Below are 20,993 nucleotides of genomic sequence, written 5' to 3'. Positions count from 1 at the left end.
AGTTTTCAAAGAGCATTTTTGTCGAACGTTTTATATCTTATCACGTTCGTCGCTTGCGAGTCAAGAAGTTTTTTATCGAATCTCGTTTTCTTTTCTCGTATTTTGTCGTCGTTCTTGGCGACAAGGAATAATCTATCACATCTAAAAAAAGAATACAAGATCTTTTTTACTAGTTTTTTAAAAAAAGATAGCGAAAATAAAAAAGCCCCTATATAAATAGGGACTCTAACAGGCTTACTGCGCTGTATACCCGCCATCAATGACGACAGCCTGGCCCGTGACACCTGACGCTTTCTTGCTAGCTAAAAAGGCAGCATAGTTCGCTACTTCCTTTACTTGCAGCAGTCGCTTCTGCGGCACCAGCGGGTAGATGACTTCTTCCATCACCTTTTCCAACGGCACATTTCTTGTCTTAGCCAAATCCGCTAATTGGTTTTGTACCAGCGGCGTATCGACATACCCCGGACAAATGGCATTTACCGTAATACCAGCAGCTGCACCTTCCAGGGCTGCAACCTTGGTAAGCCCAATGACTCCGTGCTTGGCGCTGTTGTACGCTGCCTTCCCCGCAAAGCCAATCAAGCCGTTGATCGAAGCCATATTGATAATACGACCATGACCTTGTTGCTTCATAATGGGGAACGCGTGTTTAATCGCCACAAAAGGCGCTGTCAACATAATACTGAGCATTTGTTCAAATTTTGCAGTCGGAAACTCTTCTATTGGAGAGACAAATTGCAATCCGGCATTATTCACTAAGATATCGAGTCTGCCAAAAACTTGGACTGTCTTCTGGATGCACTCCTGCATCTGTCCCTCGTCGGTGACATTACAGCCAAAGCTGATTGCTTCGTGACCTTCCTTTTGCAATTGGGCTGCTGCTGCTTCCGCTGATTCCCCATTCAAGTCCAGTATGACGACTTTCGCCCCTTCCTCGGCAAACGTTCGGGCAATCTCCAATCCAATTCCGCTCGCAGCCCCTGTTACTACTGCCACCTGTTGTTCCAACAATTTCTCCATACCCTGCTATCTCCTCTCCTGCTCCTCATTTTCTCTGTCTGTAAACTGGCTGATCTCTCATGAAAATTAGAAAATAGACACCGCAAATGCCAGGATGAACACAACAACCGTTTTCAAAACCGTAATCGCGAAAATGTCTTTGTACGATTGACGATGCGTCAAACCAGTAATCGCGAGAAGTGTAATGACCGCTCCGTTGTGCGGCAATGTGTCCATACCCCCGGAAGACATCGAGGCAATACGGTGCAGCAACTCAGGACTGATTCCCGCAGCATTCGCCATCTCCAAATATTGCTTGCCCATTACCTCCAGCGCGATCGACATACCGCCAGACGCTGAACCTGTCACACCTGCCAGTACGTTTACAGCCAGTGCCTCAGAAACCAACGGATGATCACTTGCTCCCATAATCCAACCTTGAATGAGCTTGAAGCCCGGCAATGTTTTCACAACGTTTCCGAATCCAACTTCGGAAGCAGTATTGAAGATCGCCAAGAGAGAGCCAATCGCAGCTGCCGTCAAACCACTAGCCAGTTTATTTTTGACTTGCCCCACATTGATTAAAAGTGCGGCAATAATTCCGAGACAGAGCGAAATAATCAGCGCCCAAGAAGATACGACGTTTTTCACTTTCTCGATCTTAAATGATTCTTTAAGAATCGCCGGATCGTACCACGTCTCTACTGTCCAAATTCCTCTGCTGAACAAATAGTTACCCACGAGCACCAATGCCAACGGGAGAATCGCGACCCAGATATTCATGTAGGATTCATTTTTGATCAGCTCTGGTTCATTCGTATGTCCCTCGCCGTAACCTTCCCCAGCAGAGACGGCTTGCTTGCGTCTGCGCTCCAGCCATAGCATCCCGCCAATGAAAACCATAATGGCGCCAATCGTTCCAACAACAGGAGCAGCATAAGCATCCGTACCAAAATAAGTCGTAGGAATAATGTTTTGAATTTGTGGTGTACCTGGCAAGGCGTCCATCGTATACGTAAAAGCACCGAGCGCAATCGTTCCTGGAATGAGTCGCTTCGGAATATTGGCTTCACGGAAGATCGCAGCGGCAAACGGATACACCGCAAATGCCACAACGAACAGGGAAACCCCTCCATACGTCAAAATCGAACATGCCAGAACGACAGCCAAAATCGCACGATTGGAACCAAGTGCCTTCACAATCGTGTGGGCAATGGACGAGGCAGCACCGCTCAACTCCATGACTTTTCCGAAAATGGCACCCAGCAAGAAAATAGGGAAGAATGATTTCACATAGTTTGCTGCATTCGTCATAAAGGTTTCGGTGTAGCTCGGCAGCAGAGAGATCCCGGAAAGGACAACGGCCAGCAGCGTAAAAATAGGGGCAAATACGATAACAGGATAGCCCCGATATGCAAAAAACATCAGGAGACCGAGCGAAATCAAGATGGATAACACTTCGATGATCATAGAATTCTCCTTTCAATTTTCTCCTCCGCTTACAGAGGAAATTGTGTCGATTCACTTGAAGAAAACGCTTTCACATCTAACTCATTTGCATGGACCATGCCAACCTCAACCGATTCCAGGAAAATCGTTCAACCATACCCGTTCATCGCGTCTGGACTGTTGGTAAGCAAATGATAGCGCTTGCATTTTTTCCGGATTTCCGGAATTTTTCGTCCGGTTTTATGGAATCTAGCAAAAATCCGCCCACTTTTTAGGGAATCTGCTCAAGGAAGGCTACTGGTTTTTTACGGGGGGGTCATCTTGCTCTATTCCAGAAAACCGGAATCTACCAAAACGCTGTTCCTATAGATAAAAAAGCCGCGAACCTGGCAAAACGCCACATCCCCGACTTATACACGCCTCGTGCTACTGGTACTTCTCCCACTTTTCGTAAAAGCTGGACTTGCTGATTTGCAACAGCTTGGCGGCGGTCAGCTTGTTCCCCCCTGCTTGCTGCATCGCTTGGCGAAGCGCTTCCTGCTCAGCCTCTTCCAAGACTTGTTTCAATGGTCGAACGGCATAAGTTGGAACCGCCAAGGATGCGAGTGTCCCTTCGTCAGATACTGGCAGCCAAATATGCTCTTTTTTCAGGACATCGTCTTCCATTAGATGAAGGGCTCGTTCCAGCACGTTTTTCAACTCCCGTACATTGCCTGGCCAAGAGTAGCCCCGAAGTACGTTCCATACCTCTTCATCAATCGCTCTAACCGCAATACCAGTGGACTCGCCAAGCTGTTTGAGCAGATTCGAAACCAGCTCCGGCAAATCCTCCAGACGCTCGCGCAACGGAGGGATCGAGAGTGACACGACATTCAACCGATAATAGAGATCCGCCCGAAACTTTCCTTCCTTGATGCTTTGAAGCATATCCGAATTCGTGGAAGCGATCACCCGCACATCGATTGGCGTCGTCCGTACAGCACCTACCCGCTCGACTTCTTTTTCCTGTAACACGCGCAGTAGCTTGGCTTGCAGCGGCAACGGCATGTCCCCGATCTCATCCAACAAAATGGTTCCGTGGTTGGCCAGCTCGAACTTTCCTTTTTTTCCGCGGCGAACAGCTCCGGTAAACGCACCTTCTTCATAGCCAAACAGCTCTGATTCGAGCAAAGAATCCGGAATAGCCGCACAATTCACCCGAATGAACGGACCCATTTTTCGCTTGCTCTCGGCATGAATGGCGTGGGCAAACAGCTCCTTGCCCGTCCCGCTTTCACCCGTGATGAGCACAGTCGAATCGCTTTTCGCAACTTTCTGAGAAAATTTTTTAAGCTCCTGCAGCTTCTGGCTGTACCCAACGATTTGGTCAAAATGATAGGTCGCCCCCATCCGCCGCCGCAGCTCTTTCTTATAATAGGTCAATTCGTCCTTCAGCTGAGCAACCATCGCAGCCAAGGCAGTGAGCTCTTGCACATCCTGGAACAGCACCGTTCCCAGAACCGCAATCACTTTTCCTTCGTCCATGATCGGGATGCGATGCGCGATCATGTTCTGACCTTTTATTTGCTGAATGTCGGCGATCTCGGCAACGCCAGCCTGACCGACAATATGCATCCGGGTGTTTTCGATGACATCCGTCACTGGCTGTCCGATCACGTCCTGTACATTAAGAAATTCCCGATAGCTCCGATTCAATAAGAGTATTTTTCCGTCCTTGTCCGTTACGATCATCGGTTCATGGGCATTTTCAAATACGACCTCAAGCAATTTGCTCATCTGCTGGAGATTCCAATCCAAAACCGGCTCCCCCTTTGTCTCAATGCTGCTGCGTCGAACCCTCGCTCACTACTCGTTACGCCAAAATTATACAGCAACGATCAGAGGAGGTGTTGTAATTGCTTGACCAATCGCTTGGGAGCTGCGCACATATAGCCTTCCCGTATGTAATCCTCCATTTCACCATAGCTCGTCATGTTTTTGTCCAGGATCGAAACCCAGCCGTGATGACCGATGTACGGCGTCTTGTAAAAATGCTCCTGCGCAAGCAAAATCTCTTGGGTCGTCTTCAGCACCTTCACAGAAAGGGAGGGGCCTTCAGTGCCCCCCTCTCCCAAAATGACAAACGGCTTGTCGTTTACGCGAAACGATGTATGTCCAAAAGCGTCTACCTGCTCCGTCACTTCTGGCAACCGCATCGCCAGCTCGCGAACAGCAGCTACCATCTTCAAACCTTCCATAGAAGAAATCTGTTCGTGCACCATCTGGTCCAAGCCTCCCTTTGCTTCCAAACGCTTATATACCAGTCTGTTCTGTACTTTGCACCACGTTTCCTTCCCTCATACGATAAAGCCGCAAAATAAAGCTGAGACCAATGATCATCAGGAATGCAGCGATCCCGTATATAACTGCGAGCGGAAGATACAGCTTCAATGCCCCCGTAATACTCATCATGACGACCATAGAGCCTGTAAACAACGGGGTCAGTATTCCATTCACCCGACCGATAAAGGTACTCTCCGTATTTTTAAGCAGCATGGTGTTGATCCCAATTTGAATGGAGGGCAAGAGCAATCCCGCGACGAACTGGGCAACAAGCGTCAGCCACAGATTCGTGGACATCCCGCAAACTGCTACTGCGACCGCATTTCCAAGAAGCCCCATGACCAATAGCTTTTGCGGTGGAATCGTTTTGGCAGCTGCCATCGTCATGGCCCCTCCAGCAATCATCCCCAAACCTTGGGCGGTAATTAACCATTGCAAGCTTTCTTTCGGCAATTGCAGTTGTTCGGTCACGATAAAAATCCCAAGCGGCTGAATCAATCCCAATGAGAAACCTACAGCCAAAAAGCAAAAGCCAAGCATTGACAATACCCGACTGGAGAACACATAACGAATCCCGCTGACCATTTCCCCAAGCAGGGCCGTTTCTTGCTGCTCTCCTTTCTCGACACGATCAGGCGGCAACAAATACAGGACACCAGCCGCAGATAGGAACGCAACCGCCGTGATGACCATGGCAACCTCCATCCCCCATTGCTGGAACACAAACGTACCGACAATCGGACCAAATACCATGAAGATCGCGAAAATAGTCTGGTACGCGGACATTCCCACCTGGAGCTGTTCACCAGGTACATGCAGCTTGAACAGCTTCATTCCAGACGGTTGAGAAAACTGAGAGAGAATAGCTGATATGAGTGTGGCAAAAAAGATGGCCTTCCACGAGCCGTAAACAAAGGTAAGCAGCACTCCGACAACCGACAGAGCACTGAGCAGCTCACACCAGACCATCGTTTTTCTCGGTTGCCAGCGATCGGCAAACGTACCGGCTAGAAAGGAAAACAGAAAGATTGGCGCATACTCTGCCACAGAAATCATGGATACCGCGAACGGATCCTCTCCTGTATGATCCATCACAAAGAGCAGAATCGCCATGTTGCGCACCCATACTCCGATTTGCAACAGAAATGCTGATAACAAAATAGCCCTGACATAGCGGTTTTTCAAAACATTTGACATAAAAAAACCTCCTTATCCATTGCGATCTGGACAGGAGGCTGCGCATATTATCGTCAAAAAGACATAGAAACCCTTAGTGAGTCTAAAAAGGATTTACCATCTATTCGCCAATATGCACATACTACCCCTATCCAAAAACGCATCGTTTATCCGATTAGTTTTGTGGAAATAGGAGTTAGCAGATCATTGGCTTAATGGTCACCCTTTCTTGTAGAATGACCCAAGAGTACCACAAAAAGTAATCCTGTGACAAGAAAAATTCACTTGATCTTGTCCTATGCTTTGTCGACAAGTGTGATGCGCTCTGCTGCTGGAATGCGCGGCTGTGCACCAGGGATCGCAGCTGGATAACCGATATGCAGGTTCCCCAGCACTTTTTCTCCTGGTCGAATGCCCATCGCTTCTCGGAATTCCGGCTCGTGAATCCACGGGTACGTCTCCCATGTCAAACCGATGCCTTTTTCCCACGCCAGCAAGCTAAAGTTATGGATGACAATGCTGGTCGAAGCGAAATCGTCTTGACGGGTAATCAGATTCGGACTTTCTTCCATGATGACCGTCATCAGCATCGGAATCGCCATGATTTTATTGTAAAACTTCTCACCGACTTCTTTCTTTTTCGCCGGATCAATCTCCCGCTTCTCCTTCATGATCCGCACGGCCTCGGCGATTCTTCTCTTGCCTTCCCCGTACGTCACGATAAAGCGCCACGGTTGTGTCATGTGATAATTCGGCGCCCACACGGCTGTATCCATCAGTTCAGTAACAAGCGCAGGGTCTACCTCACGATCTGTAAAGCGATGAATGGAGCGACGCTCTCTGATCAATTTGGCCAGTTCCATTTCTGTCTCCTCCTTCTTATTCCAGAGCCATTGCAACGCCCCCGGAAATCTGGCGTTTGCATACTTGCTCAAATGATCCGCCCCTTCGTCAATGAACAGGGCGAGCTGATCTGCTGTGAAGCCGCTATCAGCCAATATCTGATGCGCTTCTTTTGTCAGCGGGACCATTTGCTTCTGGATGTTTTGTTTTTTAGCACCTTCCTTACTGCCAACATCCATGTAGATGCGCAGCCCGGGATGGTACATTTTCTTTTCCCGCATAAACGAAACCATGCCTTCATACCAATACGATCCCGAGATGCTGCCGATTTTCGTGAACACATCCGGATATTGGTGCGCAGCGTACATAGAGATCAAGCCACCAAGCGAAAATCCGATGATCCCTGTTTTTTCCGGCCTAGGGTCTGTCCTGTACCTGCTGTCGATATACGCCTTGCATTCATTGGCAACGTATGAAAGATACGCATCTCCTTGCCCTCCAAAATCAATGTTGCGCTCAGGCGAGATCGCTTTGGAAAACCAAGGCGTATAGTCATCCCTGCGGTTTCCTGGTTGGATGCCGACGAGAATCAGCTCAGGAATTTTCCCCTTCGCAAACTTATCTTCGATTACATCGAGTGCAGTACTGAACGCAGGATCAAACAAGTCACCGCCATCATGGACATACATGACGGGAAAACGGGACGTACTCTTGTCATAGGCTGGCGGCAAATATACGAGCAGTGCTCGGTGATGGCATACGTCTGCAAACAATTGTCCCTTCACAATTTGCACGTCCCCTCTTTATTTTTTTCTTCTACTAAGTAGATAGAAGAAATACGGTACACCGATAATCGAAATGACGATACCCACTGGCAGTTCAAGGGGGGTGAACACAGTTTTGCCGATAAAGTCCGCTGCCACGACCATGAGCATCCCGATTGTCCCTGACAGGGGAAGGACATACCTGTGCTGGATTCCCGTCAAGCGCTTCGCAATATGCGGTGCCATCAAGCCGACGAATCCGATGCCTCCGGAAACCGAGACACACGCGCTCACGATCCCGATACTCGACAGCAGGAGAATATTGCGCTCCTTTTCCACGGACACACCCAGATTCTTGACGGACTCCTCGCTCAGTTGAAGCAAATCGAGAATATACACCTTGCGCATCAAAACAGGAATGAGTATGACTAGCCATGGCAGCATCCCCGCAATATGCGTCCAGTTGGCACTCCAAATACTGCCTGAGAGCCATACGGTTGCCATTTCAAAATCGTTGGGATTCATTTTTAACGAGAGATACAGCGACACAGCACCCAATCCGGAGCCAATCGCGATCCCCACCAGAATCAGTCGTTGCGGGTCAAGCACCCCGTTACGCCAGGCGAATAGATAAATCAGTCCAGCCGCAAGCAATCCGCCTGTCAAACCGAACAAAGGCATAGCTATGATGGAATACCAGCTCGCATCCATAAATTGTCCACCGAAGAAAAACATAAAGGCGACGATAGCGGCTCCTGCCCCAGCATTAATGCCCAAAATCCCCGGATCAGCCAGCCCGTTACGGGTGATCCCCTGAATGACGGTACCAGCGACCCCTAAGCCAAAGCCGACCAATGCCGCAATAACGATCCGCGGCAGACGAAAATCAAAAATAACCAAATCGTATTCCGCTACAGGATCAATACGCAATAACGTCTGGATGACATCCAACACCGTCATGTCAAATACACCGTTGGTCAGGCTGATATAAATCGCCAGCAAAATCAAGGCGATGTTGACGAGTAACAGCAAACGAAATCTAGCTTTTCGGTCAGGCATGCTTTCCCCCTCCTCTCTTGTAAATCAAATAGAGGAAGAACGGAACGCCAATAAAAGCCGTTACCACACCGATTGGGGTCTCAAACGGGCTGTTCATAAATCGGCTGAGAACGTCAGACAAGGCGAGGAAAATGCCGCCCAGTAATCCTGCACATGGAATAATCCATCGATAATCGAGACCTACCAAAAAGCGGGTAATATGCGGAATAATCAGCCCGACAAAGGCGATTTTTCCTGCCAACGCTACTGAAATGCCTGTCAGAATGACAACAGCTGCGGTTGCCAGCACTTTGATCATCACGGTTCTTTGTCCAAGACCGCGAGATACTTCGTCGCCCAAGGACAAGATCGTAATCGATTTGGACAAAAGAAGTGCGAGGACAATACCGACGATGGCAAAAGGTACCGCCAGCTTCACCAGCTCAGGCTCCAAGAGATGCAGCCTCGCATTGTACCAAAAGCTGACGTTTTGCGAGACTTGAAAATAAGTAGCAATCGCGGCTGAAATGCTGCTCAAAAAGGTGCCCGTGATCGTACCGATGACCGCCATCCCTACTGGTGTCAAGCCGTTTGGCAATAGTCGGGAAAAAGCGAGAACCATCGCAACAGCAAGTGCTGAACCGATCAGGGACATGGTAATCATCATGACACTCGTAGCGGATGGAATGAAAACCATGCACAGCGTAACAGCAAAGACCGAGCCGTCGGACACGCCCATAATAGAGGGGGACGCGAGGTAATTCCTCGTCATCCCCTGCATCAACGCTCCCGATATCGCTAAAAATGCTCCGATCATGAGTGCGCCCAATACTCTCGGCATGCGAGAGTGCATGACAATTTGGTGATCGACATTCCCTTCATCAAAGGCAAAGAAAGCTTGATAAATGGTCCCGGCATCAATCGACTTAGCCCCGTAATGAATGGACAGCAAGATTGTAAGCAGGATCACCACTGGCGAAACAGCTAGTATGATCATGGAAGTTGCTTTTTTGGATTGCATAGCCTACCCTCGCCCACTTTTACTTGGCAGACAATTTTTCTACAGCCGCCTTCAGGAATTGTGTTTTGCTCCAAGCAGTACCGCCTTGTGCGAGAGGATCAACCACGTTTACGTAAACTTTGCCGTTTTTCACTGCATTTACGCTCTTCCAAATCGGGTTGTTCTGCAAATCTTCCAATGCTTTCGGATTGTCCTTATTCTCATCCAGGGAGAACTGGAGGAACAAATAGTCCGGGTTGATCTGGCTGAATTTTTCCATCGAGATGATTTCTTGCGCTTTCGCCGCTTTTACTTCTGCAGGAGCAGTTAAACCAAGGTCTGCGTACAGAACCGGATTGAAGAACACCTTATCCGGATAGATGTTGATGTTGCCTTGACGCAGACGAATCGCGAGCACTTTTTTATCCTTCAAGCTTTCACCCAGCTTCGCTTTGGCTGCTTCTGCCTCTGCTTTGTACGCTTGGAGCGCTTTTTCTGCGTCCGCTTGTTTGCCGGTCAGCTCACCCAAGAGCTGGAGATTCGCTTCCCAGTTGGTCGAAATGTGGGAAACTGGGAAGGTAGGCGCAATTTTGCTCAATTTCTCCACCACTTCTGGCGGGAACTTGCTGCTGCCCATAATAACGTCCGGTTTCAAGGACAAGATGGTTTCCAGATTCGGTTGCATTTTTTCCCCGATGGATTTGGCTTCGCCCGTAATCGGTGCAAACATCTCCGGGAATTTGCCGCCGACAGATATCGCTCCTACAGGGTTTACGTTCAATACAAGGGAATCTTCCATGGACTCCATGCTGCCTGCAATGACGATTCTCTCTGTCTTGCTAGGAACGGTGTATTCTTTATCCAAATATTTAATCGTGCGTGTCTCTGCTTTATTAGCTTCATCGGCCGGCTTTTCCGCTGTAGCTGTTGTCGCAGGCGCTGGAGTAGTCGTGTTAGTCGTTGCTTCTTTTCCTCCGCCGCACGCTGTCAGAGCCAATGTCAGCGCTGCAATGCTAAAGCCTAGGTATATCTTTTTCATTCTTGAAAGACCCCTCTCAGAAATGTAATGTTTCACTCTTTGTAAGTGATAACGATTATCATTCGTGATTATAAAGCATCCAATCATGCCCGACCATGGACGAAATCCAGAATCAACATGGACGATCTCCTGAAAATAATCTCACACTCTCTTCCACGATCCGTTCATGAGCTGTTGCCGAGTATTCTCGCCAAGGGTCCGACATAATGACATGCGCCCGATTGTTGCGGACGGCTTCGATCTCTTGCCATGGTCCAGATTCTTTCAAGGCTTGGAAGCATGCCAGCGTTTCAGCTTCTTGGCAAACCAACAGCAGCAAGCGATCTGGCGCGAGCGCAATCAATTCCTGTACGGTCACTAGCTGGTCGTACTCCTTCTGCTCCGAGACAAAAGCAGGTTTTACTTGCAGATCCTGATAAAACACTTCATTCATACTGCGATTGCAGTGGACATAGAGCTGGTTTTTCAAAACCCGCACGATGAGCACCGTTTCATCGCCTAGAACGTGTTGAAGCTTAGCCCGAGCCCTCTTCACTTTTTTCTCATACTCGCAAAGCCAATGATGTGCTTCCATGGACTCACCTAAAAAGTCGGCCATAAGCTGTAGTTGTTCTTTCCATCCCCGCTCTTCAAAGGGTACATATAAGGTGGGTGCAATCTCATTGAGTTGCTTCTGTTCCTGCAGACTCGTCTCGTCCAAGCCAATGATGACATCCGGCTTGGCATCGCGAAGCAATTCGATGTTGGCTTTCCAATTCTGATTAATTCGAAACGCACTCAGATGTACCGGGATATCGTTTCGGTAGCTGTGATGATAGTATGCCGTCCATTTCGGGTGCAGTGGCGCCGCGTAAGGAATCATTTTCAAAGCCAGCAAATGTCCGATGATGGTCGAGCCGTACGCCGCAATTTTTCGTTGGCGGCTTTTCATATAGAGAGTCGGTGAAACTCCGACAGCTTTCTTGAATTTTCGACTAAAGTAAAATTCGTCGTTGTAGCCCACTTGATGAGCAATATCGCGCAGCTTGGCATGCGACTGCACCATCATCTGCTTCGCCCGGCTGATGCGAAGCTCTGCCAAATAGTCCATAGCTGAGATGCCATACGTTTTTTTGAACAGATCGACGAAATATTTTGGACTCACCTCTGCGATGCGAGCCAGCTGTTCAATCGTCACATTTTCCGAGTAATGCTCTTCCATATGCGCGCGTGCCCGTTCCAGCGCCATTCCAGAATCTGTGGCCGAGAAGTGAGCATGCTTGACGATGTGGTACCATAGCTCTTGAAAAGTATGTTGGCCTCGGAAACGCTCAAGTGCCGTCTCCTGCTTCCACAGATTCTGGATCAAATCACAATAGACAGGAAGCTGCCCTGCAGATTGGACAGAGATCTCTCCCCGAAAAGGAAACAGATCCTTTTCGCGAAGGGCTTGGAATCTCCGATGCCTGTCTCTCGTTTCCATAAAGACATCAAAACGGAGCATGTACATCTCCAAATGATCAGCCGAATCAGGGACGATGCCAAACGTAAGCATGGGAGGACATACATAAATAGCGTCTTGCCGCAATTGGTACTCCTCGTTCTCCAGCCGCAGACGCCCTCGTCCCCCGGTTACGACCAGCAAAATATGCGAATGAGTGAATTGTTGACGTAGTCGGTCATGTCCTTGTGCTTTGAGCCATGTAATGTCACGCAGCTTAAAAATGGTTTCTGCCATGGTCTTCTCTGTGAATTGTTGAACCAAGGCTTGTGTTTCGTTCATGTTCTCACCTCTGCCCGATCCTCTATCAAAATATTGATAATCATTCTCATTATCATCGATAGAGAAAGTATATCAAAAGTGACACTGGCTTCCTATCGGGAATATTTGATCGAATGAACCCGATAATTTGAACGTGGTATGGTATGGAACGACGGGGGGAGTGGCCGTGGAATGCAAGGTTTTCGTCGCGGACGGCGAGGAGGCTTTGCGAAAAGTCGAATCGTTTCATCCCCATGTACTCGTACTCGACGTCATGATACTGAATTTGTCGGGCCATGACGTATGTCGAAAAAACTCCAAGATCGAAAGGACATCACCATTCTGCTCCTGACGGTAAAAAACGACATCGTCGATAAACTTGTCGGATTGGATTCAGATGGACCACTCATTTAGATGCACCACCATTATTGACTCGCCCCGATGAGCTAAGAGATTTGAGCCATGGCATTTACGATATGAGTCAAGCCATTCAGACAAATATTCATACCCAAAAGCAATTTTTCGATAATGTCAGATTGCTGTTTCTAACTGACCCGCTACCACCTTGGCTTTTTTTACCGCGATCGTAAACATCCAAATATTAGTAGAACCACCAACAATAGCGAATTGAAAGAAAGACTCACATTGGCACTGTAGTCCCCTTTTTCAAAATATACTTTTTGAAAATTCCATTATATTATCATTTTAGAAATATATGGTAAAATATATATAAATTTAAAGAAAGAGGTGTTAATTATGAAAAAAGGATTGTTGTTTTTTGCTGTAGCGGCTTTAATTTCAACATCAGTTTTTAGCAGTGGAGTTTCTGCTAAATCAGCCCAACCATATAAAATCGAAAAAGTTCAAGCATCAGATGGTCAAACTGCAAATGTTTATTATTTCGAGAGCGAAAAAGATGCTCAACTTTTCCAAAAGAAAAAGTATTCTAAAGCAACTACACTTGAAAACCAACAACAATTAAGTGAAGAAAAAAATGCATCTTTGATGTATGGGTATACCTATACCGGCTATCATGGTAATATCCAGCATTTTTTCAAAGAGAAAAAAGTAAATAATCATAGTGACGCTCCTGTAAAAGGCGTTAAATTTGATTTTTCGGAACAAAGAAGCACTAAGACTTCTGCTTCTGTTTCTGCCGATTTTCCTAAAGTTTTCAAAGCTCAGGTGGGTCTAGAATATACAAGCACACATACTTATACAATAAGTATCCCTGTAGATATCCCAGCAAAGCATTACGGACAAGTTTTAACGTATAACAATACAGATGTCTATAAATTTAAACATCCCGTTTATGGCGGTTTTAATGTATACTATCCTACAGAAAGTGATGGATACGATGTCTATATCGTGAAGATAAGAAATTAGGGAAGGAGAAAACATGTCCATTCCTCAAATTGTTCAAAAAGGACTAGCTTTATTACTTGGCATTACTGGTTGGTATCTCATTCGTGAGAGTTCAATTTTGGGAAGAGAAGCAGCGTTCGAGTATATCTCAGGATTTAAAAGCTTCGATACCACGGAATACTTGCGATTGATGGATAATTTCATATTCTCCTATCAATTAATAGGCGGAATACTTTTAAGTATTGGATTGTTATATCTTTTAAAAGGCCTAGATCAGAAATAAGAAAAACAAGGGGTAGAATTTCCCTTGTTTTTCTTATTTCTCTTTTAGTACCACTTTTCTTCGCTTAATACTCTCGTTCCGGATTTAAGCTGCTTATTTTTGAAATCTATTGTTCTACCGCGGAAGTCTCAAACAAATAAAAAATGAAATCGGAGGAAGCTCCCGCGTGACCCATTTGTCTGAGCATGGCGGAGATATTGCCTCGGTGATAGGTGCCGTGGTTGGCGACGTGCTGGACGATGTCGGCATAGCGAGCATGAACCGTGCCCAATGCCGGGTGCCTATAAGGCGCGGTGTCTTCCATCGAGATTTGCCCGAAGAAACCTCTGAATTGCTGGGCTGATTCGGCAAACAGTTTTCGCAGTTCGTGTACGTTCTTCCCTTTTAATTCCTGCAAGAGAACCGCTACTTTTGGTCCTACCTCTTCGTAGCTCTCCCCCTTCATTGCCAACAACCAAACATAATCCGTTTTGAGAATGTGAGCCAATGTCTGGGTGATGGTCGGGAACACACTCGGAACCTGTTGCTCACTTACTTCCTCTGGTACCTCCTGCAACCGCTCGAATACCTTTTCATTTGCCCATACATGATACTCGTACAAACGCAATGCTTCATGCTTCATAATCAATCTGCCTCCATTTCCTTTTTCCATCTCTTCTTTGCTTTCAATATAAATCAACTCTACTGACAGAAATGGTCAGTGAAATCATGTCGACTGATAAAAATGAAATAAATCGGCAGCGATGGCAGCCAACCGCTCTTTTACAAAAGCTGGCTCTTCAACTTGAATGGATTTTCCGTATGGCAACAGATAGTGAGGAAGGATCGAATGGGCCATTTGCTCATCTACTTGAAAAATCACCTGTGTCTCGCTGCGTTCAATCAAAGTATGTCCGAGATACCAATGCCTGCACAAATCAGCGAGTGACTGTGTTCTTCCTTTGATTTTGATCAAAATAGTGCTTCCCTGCTTGTCTGCTTCCGGTAGTAAATTCGAGAGAAAAAAATGGCGCGCAGAAAATTCAGGAGGGCGTTGAAAGCTGGCTTCTGTACGTTGGATCTCATAGACACGATCTGCACGAAAGCTGCGAATGGTACTACGGAGATGACAATAGGCAACGATATACCAGTTTCCCTTCCAATAAACGAGCCCGTATGGATCGATATGACGCCTCTGTCTCGTTGTCTGGTAGGCTTTCTGATACTCCATCGAAAGGGTATATCCATTGGCAACAGACAGCTCCAGTTCCTGCAGGGTAGATTCGAGAGAAGGATCAACAGGAGGCTGGATCACCTCAAAGCCGATACTATGCCGGTCAATCGCGTCACGCTGCTCTTCATTTGTGTAACGTTTTAGCTTGGAAATGGCCCGGTGTAAATCTGCTCCGAAGGGATACCCGGCCTCTTGGGCAAAAGCCGCTGCATGAATCAGGGCTTTTTGCTCGTTGAGGTCGAAAAACAACGGAGCTTCATTGAAATGCTGAAGTAAACTGTAGCCGCCATTGTGTCCGGCATCGGAAATGATGGGTACACCGCTCGCACACAGTGAGTCGATATAGCGATAAACGGTGCGAATATTAATCTCGAGAATCTCTGCCAATTGCTTGGCTGTCATTCGCTTGCCAGTCTTCAACAGCCACAAAATGGAGAGCATATTATCTGCTTTGGACATGTACGGATTCGCTCCCCTAAAAAGAAATCTTCTGATTCTACTAATTACCACAGAATTCAATCCATTTCCTCTATCTGCCCCTTCTCCTTTTCTCGACAGGACAGGTCCTTTCTCGATAAGCTGCCAGTTGAAACAAGGCGGAAACGGTTGAGAAGGTATATTTCTGCTCACTTAACACCTCAATGACATAGGGCAAAGCGTCCATACTTCCCTTTAACGTGTCTTTCGTACCGCCAGCGGAATGTTGAAGCACGACTGCGCCTGGGGTGACATGTCCCAAGATGTTTCTCGCTACCTGTGGGCCGGTGAGACCTTTCCAATCCCAACTATCTATATCCCACAAAATCATTTCGTAGTCGCTCGCCGCAAGCAGCTGGATGACCTCCTCATTCACTGCTCCATATGGCGGTCGAACCATCCTAGGTCTCACACCTACTACCTTCTCGATCTGATCCGAGGTACGTTCTATCTGCTCCTGAACAGCCAAGAGAGGAATTTTCGTAAAGTCAGGGTGATCCCAGCTATGGTTTCCTACCACGTGACCTTCCTTTACGATCCGCTCCAGTATTTTCGGATTGTACTTCACCATTTGGCCCACACAAAAGAAAGTGGCCTTTACCTGATAGTGGGCTAGTATGTCTAACACACGAGGCGTCCACAACTGATCCGGTCCATCATCAAAAGTGAGTGCGATTTCCTTGGGCCCATTGAGCTTGCTCACAAGCGTTACCCTCCCTCTAAGCCAGTATTCTGCTGCTTTGATGCATAGTATGACTGGGCTATCATTTGGTAACGCTAAAAAAACCACTATTCTGGGATTTTGGCAAAATTGAAGATGATTCTGCATGAGTATGCAACGTAGAAAAAAATTTTTTAACAACGGTTAATGAATATAGTATAATGGTGATAATGATTTTCATTTTCGCAAAAATTCCTACTAGAGAGATTGTTAGATATACATGGAGGGTTAATCACGACAAAGCATGCTCGAAAGGGATGATGATATGGGAAAAGTTTTAGAAGTAAAAGATTTGCATGTGTCTTTCGATACGTATGCAGGTGAAGTCAAAGCAGTACGTGGCGTCTCCTTTGATCTGGAAAAAGGAGAAACGCTGGCGATCGTTGGTGAATCTGGTTCCGGTAAATCGGTCACCTCCCAAGCACTTATGCGACTTATTCCTTCTCCTCCTGGACGCATTCCAAAAGGACAGGTTCTTTTTGAAGGAAGAGATTTGGTTACGCTTTCCGAAAAAGAAATGCAGGATGTTCGCGGTCGCGATATCTCGATGATCTTCCAAGACCCGATGACTTCCTTGAATCCGACGATGACTATCGGGAACCAAATCATGGAGAGCTTCATCAAGCACCAAAAGCTGAACCGCGCTGAAGCCCGCAGCCGTGCTATTGAACTGTTGGAAATGGTAGGGATTCCGCTTGCCAATGAACGTGTCGATCAATACCCGCACCAGTTTTCTGGTGGAATGCGCCAACGGATCGTCATTGCCATCGCACTGGCCTGCAATCCAAAAATTATCATCGCCGATGAGCCGACGACTGCTCTGGACGTATCCATTCAAGCGCAGATTTTGGAGTTGCTGAAGGAACTGCAAAAGAAGATGGGCACCTCGATCATCTTTATTACGCATGACCTCGGTGTAGTTGCTAACATGGCAGACCGTGTAGCGGTTATGTATGCAGGTAAAATTGTAGAGATCGGTAAAGTCGATGAAATTTTCTATGATCCTAAGCACCCGTATACATGGGGTCTGTTAGGTTCCATGCCTAGCCTCGATGCCAGCGATGACGAGCTAATGTCCATTCCTGGATCGCCGCCTGACATGTTCAAGCCACCTGTAGGTGATGCCTTCGCGGCTCGTAACCCATTTGCGCTGAAGGTCGATCTGGAATATGAGCCACCGATGTTCAAAATCTCCGACACGCACTATGCGGCAACATGGCTCTTGCATGAAATGGCACCTGACATCAAACCACCTGCTTCGGCTGTGAGACGAAAAGTCAATTCGGATGATGCGACTGAGGCTCCAGTAAGCACCAAAAAAACGTTTAACTACGAGAACCGTGAGAAGCTGGTTGAAGTCAAAGATTTGAAACAGCATTTTGACCTTGGGAATGGTCATACGCTGAAAGCTGTAGATGGTATCACCTTTGACATTTACAAAGGGGAAATTTTCGGTCTTGTGGGTGAATCCGGTTGCGGTAAATCCACCACAGGACGCACCATCCTGCGCCTTTACGATGCAACGGGCGGAGAGGTCTTGTTCAATGGACAAAGTGTACACGGAAAGAAAACACTTGAAGAAAAGAAATGGCTCAACCGCAAAATCCAGATGATCTTCCAAGACCCTTACTCGTCGTTGAATCCACGTCTGACCGTATCCGATATTATTGCGGAAGGTCTGGACATTCATCGTCTGGCGACCAAGGAAGCACGCATCGCCAAGGTACACGAGCTGTTGGAAACCGTTGGCCTCAACCGCGAGCACGCAAACCGCTACCCGCATGAGTTCAGCGGCGGACAGCGCCAACGGATCGGGATTGCACGGGCATTGGCTGTTGATCCGGAATTCATCATTGCCGATGAACCGATCTCTGCCCTCGACGTGTCCATTCAGGCGCAGGTCATTAACCTGCTCAAGCGCCTGCAAAAAGAAAAAGGCCTGACCTATCTGTTCATCGCCCATGACCTGTCCATGGTTAAGTACATCAGTGACCGTATTGGTGTCATGTACCGCGGACGTATTGTAGAGCTGGCAGAAAGTAATCGCCTGTACGAGAATCCAGTTCATCCGTACACCAAATCGTTGCTCTCGGCAATTCCATTGCCAGACCCTGATTATGAGCGCAACCGTAAGCGCATCGTTTTCGATGATCAGGAATATTTGCGAGATCAAGGGGAAGAACGCGTCTTGCGTGAAATTGAGCGCGGTCACTTTGTCGCTTGCACCCAGAAAGAATTCGAAAGATACGGCGGCGGCGTCTTAGTGTAAACCATATATAAGAAAAGGGAGAGAGCTTCGACAGCTCATCTCCCTTTCTTATTTAGTCCTTCATTCGCAACAGTCTCATGCTGTTTAAGATGACCAGCAAGGCGGCTCCTGTGTCACTGAGCACCGCCAGCCACAAGGTTAGATAGCCCGGGAATATCAGCACGAGTGCAATCAGCTTTACGATGATCGAAAACCAGATGTTTTGCTTGATAATCGTGAGTGCTTTTCTGCTGACCTTCATCGTGTGCGGCAGCTTTTCGAGATTGTCGGCCATCAGCACGATATCCGCGGTTTCCATTGCCGTATCGGTGCCTGCCCCACCCATGGCAATCCCCAAGTCAGCTGACGCGAGAGCAGGCGCATCATTGATCCCGTCACCCACCATGGCGACGACCTTGCCTTCCTGTTGGAGCTTCTTAACCGCCTCTACCTTATCTTGTGGCAACAGCTCTGCAAAATAACGATTGACTCCTGTCTGGCTCGCTACTTTTTTCGCCGTACCCGTATTGTCACCCGTCAGCATCACGATGTCTTCGATTCCTGCTGCCTTGAGCTTGCCAATGGCACTAACCGTAATCTCACGAATAGTATCGGCAACAGCAATCATCCCGATCAATTTCGTTGCGGTGCCGATAACTACTAGCGTATGTCCCTCACTCTGCAACGACTCGATTTTCGTTTGCCATGCCGAGAAATCGATTCCCAGCTCTTGAAACAGGGCGGGCTTACCTGCATAAAATGTTTCGGTTCCGATGACAGCACTCGCCCCTTTTCCGATGATCGCCTTGAAATCTTGCCCGCTCTGGGAAGCAACCTGCTTTTGATTCGCATAGGTGAGAATCGCTTGTGCAATCGGATGGGAAGAACGCTCTTCAATCGTTCTGGCGATCGACACTACTTCGTCCTCGCTTCCCTCCAGCTCGATAACCGCTGCAACCTGTGGTTTTCCTTCCGTCAATGTACCCGTTTTGTCGAAAGCAATGGCAGTGATTGCTCCTGCCTTTTCCAAAAACGTACCGCCCTTGATCAAGACGCCGTTTCTCGCTGCATTTCCAATCGCGGACACAATCGCAACTGGCGTGGAAATGACCAGTGCGCACGGGCAAGCAACAACCAGCAGCTCAAGCCCTCTGTAAAACCATTCTCCCCAGGTGCCGAGTCCGAGTAATGGCGGGAATACGATCACGAGCAAAGCAAGCACGAGCACGATTGGCGTGTAGATCGCAGCGAATTTGTCGACGAACGCCTGAGTAGGCGCTTTTTTCTCCTGCGCTTCCTCCACGAGATGAATGATTCTGGCAATCGCCGTATCCTCTACCAGCTTGGTTACCTTGATCTCCACCGCGCCGCTTTCGTTGACACTCCCTGCAAAAACACTGTCCCCGACCAGCTTATCCACGGGAATCGATTCACCTGTAATCGGGGCCTGATTGACGCTCGATGTCCCGTGTACAATGACACCGTCCAGCGGGATTTTCTCTCCCGGCTTCACCACAATGACTTGGCCGACAGCGATGTCCTCAACTGGCTTGCGTGTAAGAGACTCCCCCACCTTGACCCATGCCTCAGGCGGAGCCAAATCCATCAGATTTCGTATGGAGTCGCGCGTTTTTTCAATCGACTTGGTCTGCAACAAGTTTCCGATGGAAAAGAGCCAGACGACTGTCGCTCCTTCCAGCCATTCCCCGATTAATGCTGCTCCTACTGCCGCAACAGACATCAATACGTTCATATCCAGTGAACCGCTTTTGATCGCGTAAAAAGCACTGCGCGCAGGTCGGTAGCCGCCACTTATGATCGACAACGCATAGAGCACTGTAACGACCAGCGGAGATATGCTAGGCGATAAGGAACCTAGAAAGCCGAGAGCCAACAACACACCAGAAATCGTCGTCAGTACCGTCCCTGCTTGATCCGTTTTCGGTACTGCTTTGGCCGTGCGTCTCGTAAGCAGCATGGCGCTGTAGCCAGCCTTGGCGACTTCCTTGACCACTGCATCTTCTCCCAGCCCATCCGCGACGAGTTGCATTTTACCCGTGGAAAAGTTCACGTTTACCTCTTTTACGGCAGGCAACGTCTGCATATGCTTTTCCAGTGATTTGGCGCACGAACTGCAATCCATACCTGTAACGCGATAGACAACAGCCTGTGAAGAAAGAATGCCTGCGCTTTCTGTTGCCGCAGCCGCAGGCTCGAGAACCGTGAGAATTTTACCAGCATGCTTATGCTCACTGCCGCATTGATGCCCACTGCAACACTCTTCTTTTTTTCGTTCTTCTGCCATTTGTTTTCAC

17 protein-coding genes and 1 pseudogene are annotated in these 20,993 nt (G+C 47.8%); 4 read left to right on the top strand and 14 right to left on the bottom strand.

The genetic code is table 11. From position 1 onward, the window contains the following. Positions 1-234: 234 nt before the first annotated feature. The 10 genes from C7R91_RS21535 to C7R91_RS21490 all read right to left on the bottom strand — a co-directional run bounded on the left by C7R91_RS21535 (position 235) and on the right by C7R91_RS21490 (position 12,392). A complete protein-coding gene (locus C7R91_RS21535) occupies positions 235-1,020 on the bottom strand; it encodes a 3-hydroxybutyrate dehydrogenase (protein ID WP_047074542.1) in 786 nt (261 codons plus the stop codon). 66 nt (positions 1,021-1,086) lie between these two features. Continuing rightward, positions 1,087-2,469, bottom strand: coding sequence for a GntP family permease (locus C7R91_RS21530; RefSeq protein ID WP_047074544.1), 1,383 nt, complete (start codon positions 2,467-2,469; stop codon positions 1,087-1,089). 405 nt (positions 2,470-2,874) lie between these two features. Beyond that, positions 2,875-4,245, bottom strand: a complete 1,371-nt coding sequence (locus C7R91_RS21525) for a sigma-54 interaction domain-containing protein (RefSeq protein WP_047074546.1) — start codon at positions 4,243-4,245, stop codon at positions 2,875-2,877. An 80-nt stretch (positions 4,246-4,325) separates the two neighbouring features. After that, positions 4,326-4,709, bottom strand: a complete 384-nt coding sequence (locus C7R91_RS21520) for an MmcQ/YjbR family DNA-binding protein (protein WP_047074548.1) — start codon at positions 4,707-4,709, stop codon at positions 4,326-4,328. 31 nt (positions 4,710-4,740) lie between these two features. Continuing rightward, positions 4,741-5,967: an MFS transporter gene (locus C7R91_RS21515; protein WP_047074550.1), complete on the bottom strand. Its 1,227-nt coding sequence runs from the start codon at positions 5,965-5,967 to the stop codon at positions 4,741-4,743. A gap of 275 nt (positions 5,968-6,242) precedes the next feature. Then, positions 6,243-7,574, bottom strand: a complete 1,332-nt coding sequence (locus C7R91_RS21510; RefSeq protein ID WP_255322547.1) for an alpha/beta hydrolase-fold protein — start codon at positions 7,572-7,574, stop codon at positions 6,243-6,245. A gap of 18 nt (positions 7,575-7,592) precedes the next feature. Beyond that, positions 7,593-8,612: a FecCD family ABC transporter permease gene (locus tag C7R91_RS21505; protein WP_047074554.1), complete on the bottom strand. Its 1,020-nt coding sequence runs from the start codon at positions 8,610-8,612 to the stop codon at positions 7,593-7,595. After that, positions 8,605-9,612: a FecCD family ABC transporter permease gene (locus C7R91_RS21500; protein WP_047074556.1), complete on the bottom strand. Its 1,008-nt coding sequence runs from the start codon at positions 9,610-9,612 to the stop codon at positions 8,605-8,607. The genes C7R91_RS21505 and C7R91_RS21500 overlap by 8 nt, the downstream gene beginning before the upstream one ends. A gap of 19 nt (positions 9,613-9,631) precedes the next feature. Then, positions 9,632-10,630 carry an ABC transporter substrate-binding protein gene (locus tag C7R91_RS21495; protein ID WP_047074557.1) on the bottom strand — a complete coding sequence of 333 codons (999 nt, stop codon included), beginning with the start codon at positions 10,628-10,630 and terminating at the stop codon, positions 9,632-9,634. A 112-nt stretch (positions 10,631-10,742) separates the two neighbouring features. Beyond that, positions 10,743-12,392 (bottom strand): AraC family transcriptional regulator, encoded by a 1,650-nt coding sequence (locus tag C7R91_RS21490; RefSeq protein WP_047074558.1) that lies wholly within the window; start codon positions 12,390-12,392, stop codon positions 10,743-10,745. A 187-nt stretch (positions 12,393-12,579) separates the two neighbouring features. Here C7R91_RS21490 and C7R91_RS29980 point away from each other — a divergent pair. The 3 genes and pseudogenes from C7R91_RS29980 to C7R91_RS21480 form a co-directional block, all read left to right on the top strand. Continuing rightward, positions 12,580-12,764: pseudogene (locus tag C7R91_RS29980) on the top strand (response regulator); the annotation flags it as partial. 363 nt (positions 12,765-13,127) lie between these two features. Further along, positions 13,128-13,757, top strand: a complete 630-nt coding sequence (locus tag C7R91_RS21485) for a hypothetical protein (RefSeq protein WP_174769396.1) — start codon at positions 13,128-13,130, stop codon at positions 13,755-13,757. Positions 13,758-13,770: 13 nt separating this feature from the next. After that, complete coding sequence (locus tag C7R91_RS21480) at positions 13,771-14,019, top strand: hypothetical protein (protein ID WP_047074560.1); 249 nt, start codon at positions 13,771-13,773, stop codon at positions 14,017-14,019. 106 nt (positions 14,020-14,125) lie between these two features. Here the strand turns inward: C7R91_RS21480 and C7R91_RS21475 are convergent, their stop codons facing one another. The 3 genes from C7R91_RS21475 to C7R91_RS21465 all read right to left on the bottom strand — a co-directional run bounded on the left by C7R91_RS21475 (position 14,126) and on the right by C7R91_RS21465 (position 16,412). Continuing rightward, entirely contained in the window at positions 14,126-14,641 is a 516-nt protein-coding gene (locus C7R91_RS21475) for a DinB family protein (RefSeq protein ID WP_047074561.1), read from the bottom strand. An 84-nt stretch (positions 14,642-14,725) separates the two neighbouring features. Beyond that, complete coding sequence (locus C7R91_RS21470) at positions 14,726-15,691, bottom strand: helix-turn-helix transcriptional regulator (protein ID WP_047074562.1); 966 nt, start codon at positions 15,689-15,691, stop codon at positions 14,726-14,728. Between the two features lie 70 nt (positions 15,692-15,761). Continuing rightward, positions 15,762-16,412: a polysaccharide deacetylase family protein gene (locus tag C7R91_RS21465; protein WP_052773450.1), complete on the bottom strand. Its 651-nt coding sequence runs from the start codon at positions 16,410-16,412 to the stop codon at positions 15,762-15,764. A 283-nt stretch (positions 16,413-16,695) separates the two neighbouring features. On the opposite strand from C7R91_RS21465, the gene C7R91_RS21460 reads away from it, so the two are divergent. Beyond that, entirely contained in the window at positions 16,696-18,699 is a 2,004-nt protein-coding gene (locus C7R91_RS21460; protein ID WP_083995254.1) for an ABC transporter ATP-binding protein, read from the top strand. Positions 18,700-18,751: 52 nt separating this feature from the next. Here C7R91_RS21460 and C7R91_RS21455 read toward each other — a convergent pair whose 3' ends face one another. Next, positions 18,752-20,983, bottom strand: a complete 2,232-nt coding sequence (locus C7R91_RS21455; RefSeq protein WP_047074568.1) for a heavy metal translocating P-type ATPase — start codon at positions 20,981-20,983, stop codon at positions 18,752-18,754. Positions 20,984-20,993 lie beyond the last annotated feature (10 nt).

The organism is Brevibacillus formosus (assembly GCF_003013405.1).
GTDB lineage: Bacteria > Bacillota > Bacilli > Brevibacillales > Brevibacillaceae > Brevibacillus > Brevibacillus formosus.
The sequence above is the reverse complement of the archived record's forward strand: the minus strand, read 5'-3'. Positions and strand labels throughout refer to the sequence as shown.

Excerpts from the sequence above, each read along its gene's own strand:
- C7R91_RS21475 (WP_047074561.1), bottom strand. The coding sequence starts at position 14,641 with ATGAAGCATGAAGCATTGCGTTTGTACGAGTATCATGTATGGGCAAAT.
- C7R91_RS21460 (WP_083995254.1), top strand. The coding sequence starts at position 16,696 with ATGGGAAAAGTTTTAGAAGTAAAAGATTTGCATGTGTCTTTCGATACG.
- C7R91_RS21495 (WP_047074557.1), bottom strand. The coding sequence starts at position 10,630 with ATGAAAAAGATATACCTAGGCTTTAGCATTGCAGCGCTGACATTGGCT.
- C7R91_RS21520 (WP_047074548.1), bottom strand. The coding sequence starts at position 4,709 with ATGGTGCACGAACAGATTTCTTCTATGGAAGGTTTGAAGATGGTAGCT.
- C7R91_RS21505 (WP_047074554.1), bottom strand. The coding sequence starts at position 8,612 with ATGCCTGACCGAAAAGCTAGATTTCGTTTGCTGTTACTCGTCAACATC.
- C7R91_RS21500 (WP_047074556.1), bottom strand. The coding sequence starts at position 9,612 with ATGCAATCCAAAAAAGCAACTTCCATGATCATACTAGCTGTTTCGCCA.
- C7R91_RS21455 (WP_047074568.1), bottom strand. The coding sequence starts at position 20,983 with ATGGCAGAAGAACGAAAAAAAGAAGAGTGTTGCAGTGGGCATCAATGC.
- C7R91_RS21480 (WP_047074560.1), top strand. The coding sequence starts at position 13,771 with ATGTCCATTCCTCAAATTGTTCAAAAAGGACTAGCTTTATTACTTGGC.
- C7R91_RS21470 (WP_047074562.1), bottom strand. The coding sequence starts at position 15,691 with ATGTCCAAAGCAGATAATATGCTCTCCATTTTGTGGCTGTTGAAGACT.
- C7R91_RS21515 (WP_047074550.1), bottom strand. The coding sequence starts at position 5,967 with ATGTCAAATGTTTTGAAAAACCGCTATGTCAGGGCTATTTTGTTATCA.
- C7R91_RS21485 (WP_174769396.1), top strand. The coding sequence starts at position 13,128 with ATGAAAAAAGGATTGTTGTTTTTTGCTGTAGCGGCTTTAATTTCAACA.
- C7R91_RS21535 (WP_047074542.1), bottom strand. The coding sequence starts at position 1,020 with ATGGAGAAATTGTTGGAACAACAGGTGGCAGTAGTAACAGGGGCTGCG.
- C7R91_RS21530 (WP_047074544.1), bottom strand. The coding sequence starts at position 2,469 with ATGATCATCGAAGTGTTATCCATCTTGATTTCGCTCGGTCTCCTGATG.
- C7R91_RS21490 (WP_047074558.1), bottom strand. The coding sequence starts at position 12,392 with ATGAACGAAACACAAGCCTTGGTTCAACAATTCACAGAGAAGACCATG.